18 protein-coding genes and 1 tRNA gene are annotated in these 16,229 nt (G+C 52.5%); 3 read left to right on the top strand and 16 right to left on the bottom strand.

Annotated features, from left to right (window positions below; translation table 11 throughout):
- Positions 1–45: 45 nt before the first annotated feature.
- The 6 genes from fabD to PSTEL_RS12695 all read right to left on the bottom strand — a co-directional run bounded on the left by fabD (position 46) and on the right by PSTEL_RS12695 (position 4,666).
- Positions 46–969, bottom strand: a complete 924-nt coding sequence (gene fabD, locus PSTEL_RS12720; protein WP_038695802.1) for an ACP S-malonyltransferase — start codon at positions 967–969, stop codon at positions 46–48.
- 21 nt (positions 970–990) lie between these two features.
- Positions 991–1,980 (bottom strand): beta-ketoacyl-ACP synthase III, encoded by a 990-nt coding sequence (locus PSTEL_RS12715; RefSeq protein WP_038700805.1) that lies wholly within the window; start codon positions 1,978–1,980, stop codon positions 991–993.
- A gap of 9 nt (positions 1,981–1,989) precedes the next feature.
- Complete coding sequence (plsX, locus tag PSTEL_RS12710) at positions 1,990–2,979, bottom strand: phosphate acyltransferase PlsX (RefSeq protein WP_038695800.1); 990 nt, start codon at positions 2,977–2,979, stop codon at positions 1,990–1,992.
- A complete protein-coding gene (fapR, locus tag PSTEL_RS12705) occupies positions 2,963–3,559 on the bottom strand; it encodes a transcription factor FapR (RefSeq protein WP_038700803.1) in 597 nt (198 codons plus the stop codon). The genes plsX and fapR overlap by 17 nt, the downstream gene beginning before the upstream one ends.
- A gap of 359 nt (positions 3,560–3,918) precedes the next feature.
- Positions 3,919–4,092 carry a 50S ribosomal protein L32 gene (gene rpmF, locus PSTEL_RS12700; RefSeq protein WP_019911234.1) on the bottom strand — a complete coding sequence of 58 codons (174 nt, stop codon included), beginning with the start codon at positions 4,090–4,092 and terminating at the stop codon, positions 3,919–3,921.
- Between the two features lie 61 nt (positions 4,093–4,153).
- Entirely contained in the window at positions 4,154–4,666 is a 513-nt protein-coding gene (locus tag PSTEL_RS12695) for a YceD family protein (RefSeq protein WP_038695798.1), read from the bottom strand.
- 160 nt (positions 4,667–4,826) lie between these two features.
- On the opposite strand from PSTEL_RS12695, the gene PSTEL_RS12690 reads away from it, so the two are divergent.
- On the top strand, positions 4,827–6,092 hold the full coding sequence (locus tag PSTEL_RS12690; RefSeq protein ID WP_038695796.1) for a tRNA(Met) cytidine acetate ligase: 1,266 nt from the start codon (positions 4,827–4,829) through the stop codon (positions 6,090–6,092).
- Here PSTEL_RS12690 and PSTEL_RS12685 read toward each other — a convergent pair.
- The gene (locus tag PSTEL_RS12685; RefSeq protein WP_156995867.1) at positions 6,082–7,119 is read right to left on the bottom strand and encodes a SepM family pheromone-processing serine protease; all 1,038 of its coding nucleotides are present in this window, start codon (positions 7,117–7,119) and stop codon (positions 6,082–6,084) included. The genes PSTEL_RS12690 and PSTEL_RS12685 overlap by 11 nt on opposite strands.
- Positions 7,120–7,284: 165 nt before the next feature.
- Here PSTEL_RS12685 and PSTEL_RS12680 point away from each other — a divergent pair, with 165 nt between their 5' ends.
- Entirely contained in the window at positions 7,285–8,541 is a 1,257-nt protein-coding gene (locus tag PSTEL_RS12680; RefSeq protein ID WP_052098415.1) for a nucleoside recognition domain-containing protein, read from the top strand.
- Here the strand turns inward: PSTEL_RS12680 and coaD are convergent.
- From coaD to PSTEL_RS12635, 8 genes are all read right to left on the bottom strand, one after another.
- Positions 8,510–9,031, bottom strand: coding sequence for a pantetheine-phosphate adenylyltransferase (gene coaD, locus PSTEL_RS12675; RefSeq protein WP_038695794.1), 522 nt, complete (start codon positions 9,029–9,031; stop codon positions 8,510–8,512). The two genes, PSTEL_RS12680 and coaD, sit on opposite strands and share 32 nt — an antisense overlap.
- A gap of 3 nt (positions 9,032–9,034) precedes the next feature.
- Positions 9,035–9,625 (bottom strand): 16S rRNA (guanine(966)-N(2))-methyltransferase RsmD, encoded by a 591-nt coding sequence (rsmD, locus tag PSTEL_RS12670; protein WP_038695792.1) that lies wholly within the window; start codon positions 9,623–9,625, stop codon positions 9,035–9,037.
- A 371-nt stretch (positions 9,626–9,996) separates the two neighbouring features.
- Positions 9,997–10,191, bottom strand: a complete 195-nt coding sequence (locus PSTEL_RS12660; RefSeq protein WP_038695788.1) for a KH domain-containing protein — start codon at positions 10,189–10,191, stop codon at positions 9,997–9,999.
- 484 nt (positions 10,192–10,675) lie between these two features.
- Complete coding sequence (locus PSTEL_RS12655; protein ID WP_052098414.1) at positions 10,676–10,870, bottom strand: hypothetical protein; 195 nt, start codon at positions 10,868–10,870, stop codon at positions 10,676–10,678.
- Between the two features lie 353 nt (positions 10,871–11,223).
- Positions 11,224–11,496, bottom strand: a complete 273-nt coding sequence (locus tag PSTEL_RS12650) for a hypothetical protein (protein ID WP_038695784.1) — start codon at positions 11,494–11,496, stop codon at positions 11,224–11,226.
- 54 nt (positions 11,497–11,550) lie between these two features.
- Positions 11,551–11,623, bottom strand: a tRNA-Leu gene (locus tag PSTEL_RS12645).
- A gap of 445 nt (positions 11,624–12,068) precedes the next feature.
- Positions 12,069–12,308 carry a sporulation protein Cse60 gene (locus PSTEL_RS12640; RefSeq protein WP_038695782.1) on the bottom strand — a complete coding sequence of 80 codons (240 nt, stop codon included), beginning with the start codon at positions 12,306–12,308 and terminating at the stop codon, positions 12,069–12,071.
- A 53-nt stretch (positions 12,309–12,361) separates the two neighbouring features.
- On the bottom strand, positions 12,362–12,616 hold the full coding sequence (locus tag PSTEL_RS12635) for a hypothetical protein (RefSeq protein ID WP_156995866.1): 255 nt from the start codon (positions 12,614–12,616) through the stop codon (positions 12,362–12,364).
- A 286-nt stretch (positions 12,617–12,902) separates the two neighbouring features.
- On the opposite strand from PSTEL_RS12635, the gene PSTEL_RS26965 reads away from it, so the two are divergent.
- Positions 12,903–13,274 carry a DUF3102 domain-containing protein gene (locus tag PSTEL_RS26965; protein WP_342666580.1) on the top strand — a complete coding sequence of 124 codons (372 nt, stop codon included), beginning with the start codon at positions 12,903–12,905 and terminating at the stop codon, positions 13,272–13,274.
- 44 nt (positions 13,275–13,318) lie between these two features.
- On the opposite strand, the gene PSTEL_RS12630 is transcribed toward PSTEL_RS26965, so the two are convergent.
- Entirely contained in the window at positions 13,319–16,228 is a 2,910-nt protein-coding gene (locus tag PSTEL_RS12630) for a phage tail tape measure protein (RefSeq protein ID WP_038695778.1), read from the bottom strand.
- Between the last annotated feature and the right edge of the window lies 1 nt (position 16,229).

Here is a 16,229-nt window from a genome sequence, read left to right as displayed (position 1 = left end):
TCACATGTTGAACAACGTTACTTCGGGTGCTGAATCCCCGAGTAGTTAACCCAGCGCTTCGATGCTGGCTAGACTATTGATGCTCACTACCTTGACGTTCTTGTCGATCTTACGGATCAGACCGGCCAGCACGCTGCCGGAACCGATCTCCACGAAAGTATCTACGCCTTCGGCGATCAGACGCTCAACGGAGTCCTGCCACAGCACCGGCGAGTATACCTGGCGCACCAGAAGCTGCCGGAGTTCCTCCGGGTCGGTAACCGGAAGCGCTGTGACGTTCACAACGACCGGAACAGCCGGTGCCTTGAATTCGGTCTTCAGCAGTTCGGCCTCCAGCCGCTCCGCCGCTTCCTTCATCATCGATGAATGGAAAGGCCCGCTTACTTCAAGCGGAATCGCCCGTTTCGCGCCGGCTTCTTTCGCGCGCTGGACAACTGCGTTGACGCCTGCCTGCGAACCCGAGACGACAATTTGTCCGGGGCAATTGACATTGGCCAGCTCTACCGGACCGTCCGTCTCGGAGATGCTGGCGCACAGCGCGGCCAGATTGTCTCGCTCCGCACCAAGAACGGCTGCCATAGCACCTTGACCGTTCGGTACGGCCTCTTCCATGAAACGCCCGCGAAGGCGAACCAGCTTGACGGCATCGGTATAGGACAGCACACCGGCAGCAACAAGTGCGCTGTACTCGCCCAGGCTGTGGCCTGCGACATAGTCGGCTTCAAGCCCTTTTCCTTTCAGCGCTTCAAGCAGCGCCGTGCTGGCTGTAAGAAGCGCCGGCTGGGTGTTGACCGTCATCTTGAGCTCGCTGTCCGGACCTTCAAACACAAGGCTGCTCAGCGCAAAGCCCAGCGCCTCGTCGCCTTGTTCAAATATCGCGCGGGAAGCGGGGATAGCGTCATACACATCCTTGGCCATGCCGACCGCCTGCGCTCCCTGACCGGGAAATACAAAAGCTGTTTTGCCCATTACTGAAATTCTCCCTTCAGCCTACCAGATCAATACGGAAGCGCCCCATGTCAGGCCGCCGCCGAAGCCGACCATCAGAACCGCGTCGCCTTGCTTCATCCGGCCTTCCTCAGCGGCTTCGACAAGCGCAAGCGGAATCGACGCTGCGGAGGTATTCGCGTATTTATCTACATTAATAACAACCTTCTCAGGCGGAAGCTCCAGCCGCTGCATGGCGGACTGGATGATGCGGATATTGGCCTGATGCGGTACAAAGAGATCGATACTCTCTTTGGTCAGACCCGCTTTCTCCAGCACCTTCTCGGTCGCCGTACCCATAACCCGGACCGCGAATTTGAATACCTCGCGTCCGTTCATGTAGATATAATGCTTCTTGCCTTCCACCGTCTCGGCCGAGGCCGGAAGACGAGAGCCGCCGCCTTCAAGCTTGAGAAGCGATCCGCCCGCACCCTCCGCTCCGAGGTCAAACGACTTGAAGCCTCTTCCCTCCGGCACTTCGCCGAGGATGACGGCTCCGGCGCCGTCGCCGAAGAGCACGCAGGTGTTGCGATCGGTGTAGTCGGTGATCCGCGACAGCGTATCCGCGCCGATAATCAGGGCGTTGTTATACATGCCGTTCTGGATGAATCCGACCGCAGTCGCCAGGCTGTATACAAAGCCCGAGCAGGCCGCCGACAGATCGAACGCCGCAGCGCCTTTAGCGCCAAGCTTGTCCTGAAGAATGCAGGCGGTTGAAGGAAAGGTCGTATCCGGCGTAATCGTGGCCACGATAATCAGGTCCAAGTCCTCCGCCTTCATGCCCGCCGAGTCGAGGGCCCGGATCGCAGCCTGGTACGCAAGATCGGAGGTCGCTTCCTCCGGTGCAGCAATATGCCGTTCCCGGATGCCTGTGCGGCTTACAATCCACTCATCGTTCGTTTCTACTATTTTCTCAAGATCGCTGTTGGTCAAAATACGCTCCGGAACATATTTACCCGTTCCGATAATGCCGACCGGCCGTAAGCTGTTCATATTGGTCACTCACTTCCCGCTAATTTCCTTGGATATGCCGGGCACTAGACCCGAAGACAATGCAAGCCGCGCCTGACGGACCGCGTTCTTGATCGCATTGCCGTCCGACGAGCCGTGTCCTTTGACGACTAGGCCGCTTAATCCCAGCAGCGGAGCGCCGCCATGCTCCTTGTAATCCAGCTTGCCTTTGAGGCTGCGCAGCTCGGACATCAGCATCGCAGCTGCCAGCTTCGTCTTAAGTGACTTGGAGAACTGCTCTTTCAGCAGCGAGAACATCGCCCCCGCCGTGCCCTCAAGCGTCTTCAGCAGAATATTGCCGGCAAAACCGTCGCACACCAGAACGTCGCAGTTTCCGGTCAGAACATCCCGGGCTTCCACATTCCCGACAAAGTTGATTCCGGGAAGCTGCTCCAGCAGAGGGAAAGCTTCCTTCGTCAGCTTGCTGCCTTTTCCGGCTTCCGTCCCGACGTTCAGCAGACCTACACGGGGGTTCGCCAAACCGTGCACCTTATTGCGGTAAATACTGCCCATCATGGCATACTGTACAAGATGCTGCGGTTCGGCGTCCATATTCGCGCCCAGGTCCAGCGCAAGCACACCGACGTCATCCAGTGTGGGGATCATGGGCGCCAGAGCCGGGCGTTCAATCCCCTGCATTCTACCTACGACCAGCAGACCGGTCGTCATCAGCGCGCCTGTGTTGCCCGCCGAGATCATCGCCTCGGCTTCGCCTTCCTTCACCATGCGGCCGGCGACGACCATTGACGAATCCTTCTTCCTTCTGACGGCCTTGACTGGCTCATCGTCAGGACCGATCACTTCACTGGCATGCCGGACCGTCACATTGGACGGCTTGTCCTTGAGAAGCGGCGCCAGCTTTGCTTCATCGCCTACAAGCACGATCTGCGTATCCTTCCATTCCGCGGCGGCGGATAAAGCGCCCTCTACATTGCTCTCCGGCGCATGATCCCCGCCCATGGCGTCAATGGCGATCTGCATGTCGGCTTCCCCCTTCGCTGTATTCTTCCCCAGCCGACCGATACACGACAAAATGGCCTTGAAAAACCATTTCCTCGCCTACATACGTATACACTTCGACCTCGGCTTTTCCCTTGCGCCCTGCCAATGAGCGGACATAAGCTTTGGAAATGCATTTCTCTCCAAGACGGACCATACGGACGAAGCGTATATCCGCCGACGCTGTAAGTGCAATTTCATCATTGATAACAGCGACCGCCAGGGAATTGGCCTGAGCGAACACGTAGTGGCCGCGGGCGATTCCGTTACGGGAGAAGACATGCTCCTCACGGATCTCGAATATGGAAATCCCGCTCTTGTCCAGCTGAAGATCGACAATATCGCCTACCACCTCGTCGGCCGGCAGGGATCTTACTTGATCGTAGCTGTGCTCCGCCATCTGCTTCATGCGCTCTCTCAGCTCGGGAATGCCCAGCTCCATCCGGTCCAGCCGAATCGTCTGAATACTGACCTTCAGCTGCCGGGTTAATTCCCGGTCGGTCACAAAAGGATTATCGTCTATAATTAGCAGCAGCTGCCGCTGGCGTTCTTTCTTCGATATGCGTTCGATGGCGGCCACCTCCCGTCTTGTCCCGCGTTCGCCACGATCGGCTTAAAATTCGCGCCGGAAAACAGCCCGGCCGTATAATTTAGAACCTGGTACTAATATGTAGTATAAAGCATAGTCCCGTAAAAAGAAAGAGCGACGTTCACAGCGCTCAACATCGCAGTAATGCTGCAGGCTTCCAGCCTAGTCTCCTTTATCCTCACCGCGCCATTCCCTATTCATACTTCCTCTTCTCAAAATGCTCATGACTGCCGGGGCCTCATACCTCTTCTCCCGTCATTACTTCCCGGTTATCGGCACAAAAAAATAGCACCTCACCATTAGATGAAGTACTACTTTGTTTGGCAGATCGATTATTGCTTGATGATCTCTCTTGCCTTGTACGTTCCGCATACTTTGCAAACGTGGTGAGCAAGCTTCAGTTCACCGCATTGTTCACATTTCACCATGCCCGGGACAACCAGCTTAAAGTGCGTACGACGCTTGTCACGGCGTGTCTTGGACGTTCTACGTTGAGGTACTGCCATGTGTTCCACCTCCTTATTCAAGTCAACCCGCTCATCGGGCAGCTTCTTACTCATGCATTTCTCATTTAAAAAAATCCTTCAACCCGGCAAGACGCGGGTCGATCACGGTGTTGTCGCAACTGCAGGGGCCTTCATTCAAATTATGACCGCAAGTGGGACATAGTCCCTTGCAATCATCAGCGCAAAGCACGGACAGCGGAAGATGGAGCAAATAGTTCTCCTCGACATAAGGCTTCAAATCCACTGTCTCATCGGACACATAGATCAAATCCTCATCCTCGTCTTCATCCGGTACTGCCGGTTCCTTGCCCCATTTGAACGCTTCGGCAAAAGGAATATCCATATGGGTCTTGACTAAATTCAAGCAACGCGCACATAGCATGTCTGCATCCCCGCTCAGCTTACCCTCCACGGCCACGATATCCGTGCCCGCGGGCAGCGCATCGAGCTCGGCCGATAACGGCGATACGTTCAAAATATCCTTGCGCCCTTTAACGGCTTCGCTCACGTCCACAGTTTCATGGAAATGAAGCGGCCCGTCGGCATTTGCAATTTTGCGAAAGTGAAATTTCATGCATTATCACTCCAAACAAACAAAATTTATTATACCTACCATGTATGACCTTTGTCAACCATTTTCCCTTTATATTGCTGCTTAAGCAAGACTGAAATATGTTATAACTATAAACATCAGGATTTATAGCTATACCTATGAGAGAACGGAGTGAGCCTGGTTGCCGACAGTAGGAATTATTGCCGAGTACAACCCGTTGCATAACGGACATGTGCATCATTTTTTGGAAGCCAAGCGGCTGTCCGGCGCGGAGCGGGCCGTCGTCGTCATGAGCGGCCCATTCACCCAGCGCGGTGAGCCGGCGCTCATTAGCAAGCGCGCCCGTACAGAAATGGCGCTCATGATGGGCGCCGATCTCGTCCTTGAGCTGCCCGTCGGCTACGCGCTCCAGCCCGCCGAATGGTTCGCTTACGGCGCCGTGGCCCTCCTGGAAGCGTCAGGCGTCGTGGACAGCCTGATCTTCGGCAGCGAGGCAGGCAGCCTAGACGAGCTGCTGCCGCTGTCCAGGCTGCTCGCTGATGAGAGCGGCAGCCTGAAAGCCGAGCTCCGGCGCCGCCTGGCGCTCGGCGAGCCCTTCCCCGCCGCCTACAGCGCGGCGGCGGCCCAGGCCTTCCGGCGCGAAGCCGAAGGCGCGCCGGAGACGGACGCGGCTCTCCCAGTCCTGGCTTGGGAAGCGGCGGAGTCCGCTCTTCGCGGCCCGAACAACAGCCTCGGGCTGCACTATCTCATCGCGCTCCGCCGGCTCGGCAGCGGCATCAAGCCGCTGACCGTTCCGCGCCTTGGAGCGGGATTCCATGATCCAGCGGCGCCTGGAGCGACGATCGCAAGCGCAACCGCCATCCGGGCGCTGCTGCAGGAGGGCGCTTCTCCGGCAGATTATATGCCGGGTTACGCCCTGGACATTTTGAAGCGCGAGCAGGCAGCAGGCAGAGGGCCGCTGAGCTGGGACAGCTTCAAGAGCCCTCTTCTCCATCTGCTGCTGAGCCGCCCTCCGGAAGAGTTGTCCCTGCTGCTGGGAGTGGACGAAGGACTCGAGCACCGGCTCGCAAAAGTTATCGCCGGACTCGACGTCTTTACAGTAAGCGGACTGCTTGCCGGTCTCAAGAGCAAGCGCTATACCTATACCCGGCTGCAGCGCATGCTGGCCCATATATTGCTCGGGCACAGCAAAGATGAAAATACTTCAGGTAAACTCGCACAAGGGCCGGGTTACATCCGGGTGCTGGGCTTCCGCAGCAGCGGACGGGAGCTCCTGAAGGAGATGAAACAGAAAGCCTCACTGCCCGTCGTCCTCTCCCCCTCCAGGCTGCAGCACCCCCAGCTCAGCCGGGACATCCAGGCCGCTTCCGTATACGCGGCTGCCTTCGCTTCGCCTGATCGCGGCGAACTCTACGGTGATTATTTGAAGCCGCCGGTCATGATTTGACCGGCAGCTTGTTCATATAGTCGAGCGCATCCTTCAGGCTTGTTACCTTGACAAGCTTCATTTGGCTGCCGATTTTGTCGGCCTTGGCCTTGGCGGTGTCATAATTGGCAGCCGGTACGAAGAAGATTTCGGCGCCTTTCCGGTCGGCGGCAACGATTTTAAACTGAACGCCTCCGATCGCCCCGACTTTACCGTCAGGATCGATCGTGCCGGTCCCCGCAACCATGTATCCTTTTGTCAGATCGCCAGGAGTAAGCCGATTATAAATCTCCATCGTGAACATCAGCCCGGCAGAAGGACCGCCGACATCCGTATCCGTGAAGCTGACTCCCCTTCCCTTTTCCGATGGTTCCACCTTTTGCATCGCTCCGATTACGACGCCAAGGCCCGGCCGAGGCTCCGTCTTGCCTTTATCCTGGATCGGGACCAATGTAATCTTCTCCGTCATGTCCTTGCCGCTCCGGTTCAAGACAACTTCCACCTGGTCTCCGATTTTGCGGGCGGACAGCAGCTTGCTCAGCGCTTCCGTGTCCGTCACATGCTGTCCAGCGACGCTGATGATTTTGTCGCCCGGCTGCAGCTGCTTCGTGCCAGTCTCGCCCGGTACCGAGAAGACAAAGAGATATTCCGTTTTGTCCTCGTATGGGATTCTCGCCGCGTTGTAGGCCGCTTCCACCGCATTGGACTGTGAGCTGCTCATATAGTACACCTGGGTGGCCGCGTATTCCTCTTCGGTCTGGTTGCCCAGCCGTTTGGACTTTTTATCAATCTCCGCATTCGGATTCAGCGCGGAATAGATCAGAAGGGCCACATTCGCATAGCTGGCCGACACGGTCGTCATCATGAAGGTTCCGGATTCGCTCTTGTCTTCATTCTCCACCTTGATCATGGGAGCCACTTCGTTGGCTCCTCCCGGCTGGTACACGACATAAGGCGTTGCCATGAAGACGATCACATACACCAGAATGATCAGGGTGAACAAATAGGCCGCCGCGCGGACCCCCGTCTTGGTTCTCATCCGGTTCAAGCTTAATCCCCTCTTTCCACGTATGCACCCGGTCTGTTCCCCGGATTGATGACTGCTTCCATTTCTATGCGGCTTCGCCGCTTCGTCATGCCAGGCACGACAGCCGCATACAAGTATTATTAACGGGATTGTCCCAAGCGATTGATAATTGAGGTGATTTGAACCATGAGCCGATATCCGGCCGCCGTATTACGAAGAACGGCCCCTTTCCTGTCCGGTGGCATCGCCCTGCTGCTCGCCGGAGCGATCATCCAATCGCCCGAAAGCTCCTTCGCTGCGTCTCTGCAGGGTCTGAAGCTGTGGTGGACGCTGGTCTTTCCGGCTCTGATGCCCTTTCTGATGCTCTCGGAAATGCTGAACGCCTCCGGCTTCGTTCATGCCGCAGGCGTACTGATGGAGCCTCTGATCCGCCCCCTCTTCCGGCTTCCGGGCAGCGCGGGCTGGGCGCTTGCGCTCGGGATGACCTCCGGCTTCCCCGGAGGTGCCCACAGCGCCGCCCTGCTGCACAAGCAGGAGCGGCTAAGCGGCGAAGAAGCGGGCCGGCTTGCTTCGCTGGCCCACTTCGCCAGCCCGGTCACGATCCTCATCGTGATCGGTTCGGCCATGCTGCACAGCCCCGCCATCGGCTACGGGCTGCTGGCGATCCACTGGCTCGCGGGGCTTGCCGCGGGCATTACGCTGTCCCGGCGGGCACCGCGCCGGGACACTGCACCGGCTGCGGCTCCTACGCCGCCGCAGCCGGTGAGCGCCGCTGCCGGGCAGGGCAGCCCGCAGCGGCGCTCGTCCTTGACGCGGCGGGCGATGGCCGCCGCTGCCGAGGCGCGGGCACGGGACGGCCGCGGCTTCGGCAGGCTGCTCGGCGACTCGGTCGCGTCCGCCGTGCAGAATCTGATGCTGGCCGGAGGCTGCATCATTGCGTTCGCCGTGGCGGCCCATATCGCCGGCCGCCTGCTGCCCCAGCTGCCCGGCTCTCTGCGCGCCGGGCTGCTCGAGGTGCACCTCGGAGCGCAAGCGCTCGTCTCCGCCGGAGGCGCGCTGCCCGGCGGAATTACGGGACCGCTTGGACTGGCGCTCCTCTCGGCGCTTCTCGGCTGGGGCGGACTCTGCTCCCAGCTGCTGGCGCTTGCCGCACTGAAGCCGGCTGGCGTCAAGTTTCTTTCATTTGCAGGAGGCAGGCTGCTGCACGGCCTATACGCCTTCCTGCTTGCGCTCGCGTTTTACCGTCCGCTTATGGCGATGCGTCAGGCTGCGCTGCCCGCATTCGGACCCGCATACCTTCCGGCAGCAGATGGTGGAGAGACTATGGCGGTCTGGAGCTTCACTCCCGAGCTGCTTCTAGCATTTCTTGCACTCCTGTGCGGTCTGATCGCATGCTCGGGTGCTGCTTTAATCATTTCGCGCCGCTATCTGCGCTCCCGCTGAATTTCGCTTTCAGTGCTCGTTCGACTTCTGGCGTTACGAAATCCGAGACATCGCCTCCAAAATGTCCAATCTCCTTCACGACGCTGGAGCTCAAATAGGAGTATTTGGGGTTGGTCATCATGAAGATCGTCTCCGCTTCGGGATTGAGCTTGCTGTTGGTCGTAGCGATCTGCAGCTCGTATTCGAAGTCGGTGACGGTCCGGATGCCCCGCACGATAACACGGGCGTTCTTTTGCCTCGCATAATTGGCGAGCAAATCCCGGAAGCTGTCGACTTCTACATTTGGTAAATGTGATGTGACCTGCCTGAGAAGCTCCGTACGCTCGTCCACCGTGAACAGCGGATTTTTACTATAATTGTTCAGCACGGCCACGATCAGCCGGTCAAACTGCTTGGCGGCGCGTTCAATAATATCGATATGTCCCAGTGTCACCGGATCAAAGCTTCCGGGATAAATAGCGATTCGTTCCTCTCTGATCTGCAAACTCATCGTTCAAATCCCCTCTTCCTGATCGGCGCCCGGCTCATCGCCGCTGCCATAACGATAAATAGACACCGCTGTTTCACCATAAACGGAATGGCGCAGCCGACTGAAACCCTCTATATGCTCGGGATATTCATATCCCGATTCGTGTTCCAACACGATAACGGCTTCGTTCTGTAGAAGCCCTTTGTCCGCCATGGAGACCATCAGCTCATCTCCGAATTTATGACGATATGGCGGGTCCAAAAAAACGAGATCAAAACTGCGGCCTCTCTTCTCCAAGGCGCCCAGCGCTTTTTTGGCATCATTTCTAAAGACCTCTGCCTGTGCGGCCAATCCGGCTGCCTGTAAGTTACTGCGGACCGTATCAATTGCCTTGTTCTCCATATCGATAAAAACGGCGCTCTCCATACCACGGCTAAGCGCCTCAATCCCGAGGCCGCCCGTTCCGGCGAATAAATCAAGGACGCTGCCTCCGTCAAAATAAGGGCCGATCATGCTGAATATCGCTTCCTTGACCTTATCGGTCGTAGGACGCGTCCCGGTTCCGGGGACACTCTTCAGCGGCCTTCCTTTCGCTGTGCCCGACACCACTCTCACTGCCTGCTTCACCTGCTCTGTTTCTCTGTATTTGATTACGTCTATTACGACAGCATTTCACGCCTATAGTACCACATTCGAGCCGTGAATGAAAAAAGGTTTCGAAGCGATGTATAAAACCGGAAACACAGGGCCATCCTTACATTATCGGCATTGAGAAGTGCCGTAGACAACCGCGAAGCAAGCTTACGCTTCCCCATAAGCTCTTCGTCCGGTTTCTCCTCTCCCATGAAAGGGGTCCTCGAAAGAGGGCCCCGATTTTTTGTCTATATCCCCTTTATTATCAAGGATTTTCGGCCTTTTACTTCCGGATTGTTTTCTAAGAAATCATGAGTTGGGTGCGGATTGGGTGCGGATTTCGTAAAGCTCCATCATTTTACTGGTACGTGCTTTATGCCAGTAACAGCTGTTTTTATTAGTGCCAGAAGATTGTTTTGCTGTGTTTGTTTCATCTTAGAAAAGGCCTCTTCCATGCTGTTATAAATCACATTTCCATCTTTATCAACGAATCGGACAGTAACAATAAGTTCTTTTTGTAATTTTTTAATCCTAACTCCTCCTACCATGAGCCATAAATATCTCGGATGATTTCCGCATTATTTAAAAGCTTGCTTCCGCTTTCCACCCATCTCACTTATTACATCATACAAATGCCATTATTCGGTAGTGAATTTTTCATAACGCCATCACAGCCATGTTAGAAACGGAAACGGAAGTGAATTTTGAAAATAAAATCTAGCATGAAATCGGGCTCACGCGCACCCGCATTCATTTTTTTCTCCAGAAGGACCCAAAATGCCGGATTTTCGTCACTAAATTACGCATTTACGACATGAATATCCGATCATCTGCTGCTGTAATCTCCTCACCCGTTCTCCATAAACATCTTCCGTCGAGAGCGGATAAGGTGGCAGGCTCTCTGTCTGCCCTACAGCGCTCGTCTTGATCAAGGTGATAGACTCATTGTCCGTCCAGGTAGGATGATCTCTTATGCTGGACCACGGATATAAACGATCACTGCATTCATGTCGGCTCATATCTCCACCCTCTCTACACCAGCATGTAACCGACGATCTTCACAGCGGCATTCGCCTTCAGCTTGAAGTCATCGTCATATGCTTCACGCAGATACTTGATCTTCTCGTCCAGTCTGAAGCTGTTGGTGATGATCTCGATCGCTCCGGTTGGAAGCATGACAGCTGTGACCAATATGCTCAGGTTATTGGTGCTCTCTGTCTCGCTCATAAACCTCTCTCTTAATTCCCTCATCCTCTTCACCCTTTCTTTGAAATAGGAAAAGCCACCCGGTTATTGGATGGCTTCATGCATTGCATATTCGTTTGTATATATTCAGAGACGGGATGTGTCTCCTATATATCTTTATATATTTCTTTATATTTTTCTTTCTTTCTTTCTTGGGTGGGGAATTGCCCCCCAAGAGAGGTGATGAATTGCCCACCAAGAGAGGTGGGGAAAACACCACCCCTAAACATCAAAACAGGGGGTGAGTAAAACACCACCCCTAGCATTCATGATGTATGTATAATGCGTATAAATATTCAAAGTAGGACAAAAGAAAAAAGCACCGGTTAGGGTGCTTATTTCTGAAGAAGGTTTTTGATGATCTGAATCTGCCGATTCATATTCTCATACGAAGACTTTGTACTCGAAATCGACTTCTCGATGCTATCAATGTAAAATCGATATTCTTCTTCTGTGTACAAATGTTTTCCTGACTGATATTTCTTCAGTTGTACAAGAAAGTCTGAATGTAATTGTCTAAACTCTGTCTCATTGTTTTGGAAAGAGCTAAGCAATTCTGTTAATTCTTCACGGCTTAATTCCAGATAGTCGTTTGTATCATTGGTCATTATATTCACCTCCCAGCACCAATAATTCGGTGTCTGGAAGATAAATCCTGCAATAGCGGAGAAGCGGACTCGAACCGCCACTGCCGGTCGCTTACGGCCGGAGTGCTATCCATTACACTAACCCCGCATGAAATGCCGGCACTTACTGAGGCGGCCGGCGGCCTCCGCGATCCACACCTTCGGCTGCTGCGGTCACAGCTTGATGCCCAATGACTAAGGACAGGTGTGGAGTGTAATCTGCCCGCGTGGCATGTCGTCCGTCGGTTGACAGCTGGACTAGAGTATTTATAGAAACACCTAATAGCAAGAAATAAGACCGCACTATTTACGCGGTCCTTGTAGGTTATAATGGCTTATGCTTGATCCCAGTGGTTGCCCATAAGATTCTGGATAAAAGCTTATTTTGCTCTTTTTGACTTAGCTTAGAAAAGGCCTCTTCCATGCTGTTAAAAACCACGTTTCCTTCCCTGTCCACGAAACTAATCTTCACATTCAGTTCCTTAGGCCTTTCCTTCATAGGCATCGTTCTCCGATATAAAGAATATGCATCTTTCTTTTATCCCTTTCGACAATTAACCAAAAGAAAAAAACGATCCGGGATCTACAGGTTCAATTTTTTCCCGGTAGAATACAAGAGCAGAGAACAGCCCCATTGGATCAGCAGTGCCATGGCGCTCATCGGGTAATGCGACCGCGCTTGTACTGAATTTGATATCAATAACATCACTTACTTCTCCGCCATTAAGGAATTCATTAATATCGTCCTCAAGCCTCTCAGGGCTTTCCGAATAGAAGATCTTTACCTTCGGCATAAAAATCACCTCCCAGCTCCATAGTTCGATGTTTAATAGATAAATCCTGCTATTCAAATTATTGGCTTCAGTTGGAGAATAGCCTTATTCACGAATTTATGACTAAATAAGTCCTTATCATAATCAGTGACTAAAGTTGTGAGTACAGCATGGATGATTGTTTTTGCATATTCCATCTGCTCCCATGGAAGTTGCTGCACGCGAGGTACACCAGTAGCGCATCTTATGAGTGAAGCCACTGCATTAATAATCAACTGTTTCTTCTGATCCTCGATGTGGCTAAGCTGCTCTTGCAGTTGAGCTCTCAACAATCTCCAAGGTCTCCCATCCTCATTGTATACGGGTGGACATTCAGGCCTCTGGATCTCATTCAATCTACGCTCTAACTCATCCATTCTCTTTACCAGTGTGTGATAATTACTTGATGCCATTCTCTTCACAATCCTTTCATATGAAAAAAGTATGTACCAAAAGGCTTCCGCGAACGGACTTTGCCTTAAAGCACATACTTCTAAGTTGAACCATGTCAAGAGCGTATCACAAGTCAATACAAGTTACTACAAACATTCGATACTATCTAATTATGATTGACATATATTATTTCGTGACTATGGAACTATAAAAATACTTACTCCTATTCTCAATTGCACAGCCAAGATCAATAGTTACAAGCAGGTTGCCGGGCAGTCGCTCTTTGAGATCGGCAAACGGCTGAAGCATGTGAAAGAGAATGACCTTGCTGCTGGTGATTTCAAGCAATGGGCTACAGAGTTCTGTGATTTTGATGCGTCAACAGCATCACGGTTCATCCAAGCGTATGAACAATTTGGAGATGCGACGTCGCATCTACCGGCAGGGAAGATTTTCGAAATGCTCTCCCTACCCGAGTCGGTTGACCGCACAGAATTCATTGAGCAGGAGCATGTCGTTCCTTGCTGTTCTTTGCTCATAACATACACTCCTTAATTTGTCATTATCTTATACCCTGCCCGAATAACTTGGACTCCTAATTAACCTCTCATCGAAACTCTTCCTCTTCGTTCCGATAATGCTGCTAGTTGGCGTTCCAAAGTTGGCTGAATGTCCTGGATAGCCTTTTTGACTTGAACCGCTACATCCGTCCCGCCGCCATTAACAGTTATTTTAAAACTAAAGCTGGCGTTAATATCACCAGTGCTGCTATGGCCCATCAAATCATTAGCTGTGTCCAGCAGCGAGTGCGACCGGGATTTATTATTCAACGGGATCGCGATTTCGGGTCCAGCCTCACCGAAGATGGATGCCTCCGTCGCTATACCGCCATCGGCGTAACCCATCATTTTCTGTTGCTGCTTTGGGAATAGAGACGTGGTTATGTCTTGTACTGTTTTCGGAGCTTTAGGCATGTATAGACCCGCTTGTTTATAGATGACGTCAATATTGATCTTCTTATCGGTTGGAAGCAGGTCCATTTCTCGATTAAGGTCAGCGATATCGCGCATCGCCTGATCAAACCTTTTCTTTTCGGCGTCAGACATGTTTTGGTATTTACCTGCCATACTCTCGATCGATCCGCCGAGCTTCTCCTCGATCGCTTTAGACTGCATTTCGTAATACTGTGAAATGCTGTTTTGCGCATCTGCCATTTCATTTTCGGTAGTCTTGATTTTTTCGTGATAGTTATCGAACGACTTTTCAATCTTAGACACATCGTACATCATATTAGCCCAGTTGTTTCTGTAATCCATTCCGGTAGCTGCCTGAATTTTCGAAGCTAGCTCATCACGCTGTTTGCTCTTCTCTTCATCGCTTGAATTGCTGTCGTTTATCTTCAGGTACTGTTTCTTATATTCCATGTAATCTGCATATTGTTTTTTCGCTTTTTCATAAGCAGCATTTTGCTTGTCCAGGTCAGCAACAAGATCTTTATAAGTGCTCTCCAGTTCAGGCATCTTTCCTTCAGCATCCATAAGAGCATGCTCAAAATCGCGCTTACTCATTTCGGATTGTGCAGAGTTAATTTTCTGAACAAGGCCCAATTGATCACGGAATTTTTCATTCTTCGATCCCTCTGCACTGAGAATATCCGGATTCATGTCAATGAGTTCTTGCTCCACTTTTTTTAATTTTCGCCTAGCTTCGGTCAACTCAGCTGCTGGCGTCTTGGCATTATTGATTTTCCCGGTTAGCCGATCGTATTCAGCAATTAAATTCTGGGTATGTTTTGAGGCCTGATCAACTTCCTTATATCCTGAGTATGCCCTTTCAAGAGAACCGCCCATATTAAGAAGCTCTTTCCGTGCTTCTTTTTGATGTTGCTTATAAGCAATGACTCCGGTTGTTAATAAACCAACGCCAGTTATAGCTAACCCTACAGGGTTCGTTAATAACCCAAGAGCAGTGTTAAATCCTCCAGCCGCTCCCGTAGCCCCTTCGGCAGCTCGCCCGATTTTACCAAGTTTGCCGATAATCTTGACCGCATTCTTGCCAATCAGGGCAGCTGGAGCGCCCAAAGCCAGAAATTCGACCATATTTTTATGATCACTCATCCAATTAGCCAGATCGGACAAAACCGGCATCAAATCCTCGCCAATCGGGATAATCAAGTCGGTCATGATTTCTCGGCCGATCGTCTGGAATTGTTGAGTCAGCGTGTCATATTTGACCTTTGCGACCTCTTCCATGGTCTGCTTAGTGGCGTCGAATTGCTGCCGAGCGTTGCCGAGTGCGAGGACGACATTAGATTCCATGTCTTCCCACTGTGTACCAAAAAGAGCTACAGCCAGAGAGCTTTGTTCCACAGGGTCCTTGATTAGCTTAAGCTTTTCGATGACCATTTCCATCGCTTTTTTGCCGGAGATCGACCCTTTAGATATACCGTCCATTACTTGCTGACCGCTACCAAGTACCTGCTTGAGCCGATTGATGGCAGATTGCTCTACTGCGCCGCCTTTTTTAAGTTGATCTTTGATCACATTGGCTGTATCCTTACCGGATAGCTTCACCAATTGGGCGAACTCTTTGGTCTTTTCCCCGCCCTTTTTCAGCGCTTTTGCAAAATCACTGACATCTGCAGCCTGGAAGAGCGTGAATAGTGCGTCGCCAGTTGTGTCCGATCCATCTTTAATTCGGATACCGAATTCCTTGACTGAATCCGCCACCTTATCAAGCGAAAATGCCCCATTCTCCATGCCGGCGCTGAAAATATCGAACATTTCATTGGCGTTGTAACCCATCGTCTTAAAGTAGACAGCATATTCGTTCGTGGTATCCAGCAAATCTCCGGATTTATTTAGGCCCTTTTGAGCACCTTGAGCCATCAGATTATAGGCCTGATCCGAGGTGATACCGAACTTTTTGACCAACGTGTCCGAAGCTTTCAGCGACTCGGGGATATCCTCCTTGAACACGTCTCGGAATGCGATCGCTGTCTTCGTCGTGTTTTCCAGTTCACTACCGGTTTGGTTCGTGACCTGCTTCACGGTAGCCATGGCTTCGCCCAGGTCGTCAAAACCCTCGCCGTAGTTCTGCTTATACAGGTCCTTGGCGATGACGTTCATCTGCTCCATTTGCTCCGCAGTCATGCCCGTGGAGGCTTGCAGCTGCGCCATTGCATCATTCTGGTCGCCGATCGTTCCGACTACATCCTCCAGGGAGCCGGTAGCCATATCAATCAGCTTTTTGGCGCCGGTGAACTCCGCCACCTTAGCCAAAGTGTCCTTGAAGCTCTCGGCCCGCTCTCGCAGGCTGTCAAATGCTCCCTCGGTCTGCCTGGCATCCCGTCTGAGGTCATCAAACCCACCGTTTCGGCTCATTTCCCGTATGGCTCGCTCAAGCTCCTGGATTTGCTGCTCCGCGTTGTCGGTCGTCCGCCGGAAGGAGGGGTCCACAAGTCCGCGTAATTGAAATGCGATATCGTACTCTCTACTTCTACCAGCCATA

The sequence above is a fragment of the Paenibacillus stellifer genome (assembly GCF_000758685.1).
Taxonomy (GTDB): Bacteria; Bacillota; Bacilli; order Paenibacillales; family Paenibacillaceae; genus Paenibacillus_AQ; species Paenibacillus_AQ stellifer.
This window is presented reverse-complemented; position numbering and strand designations above follow the sequence as displayed.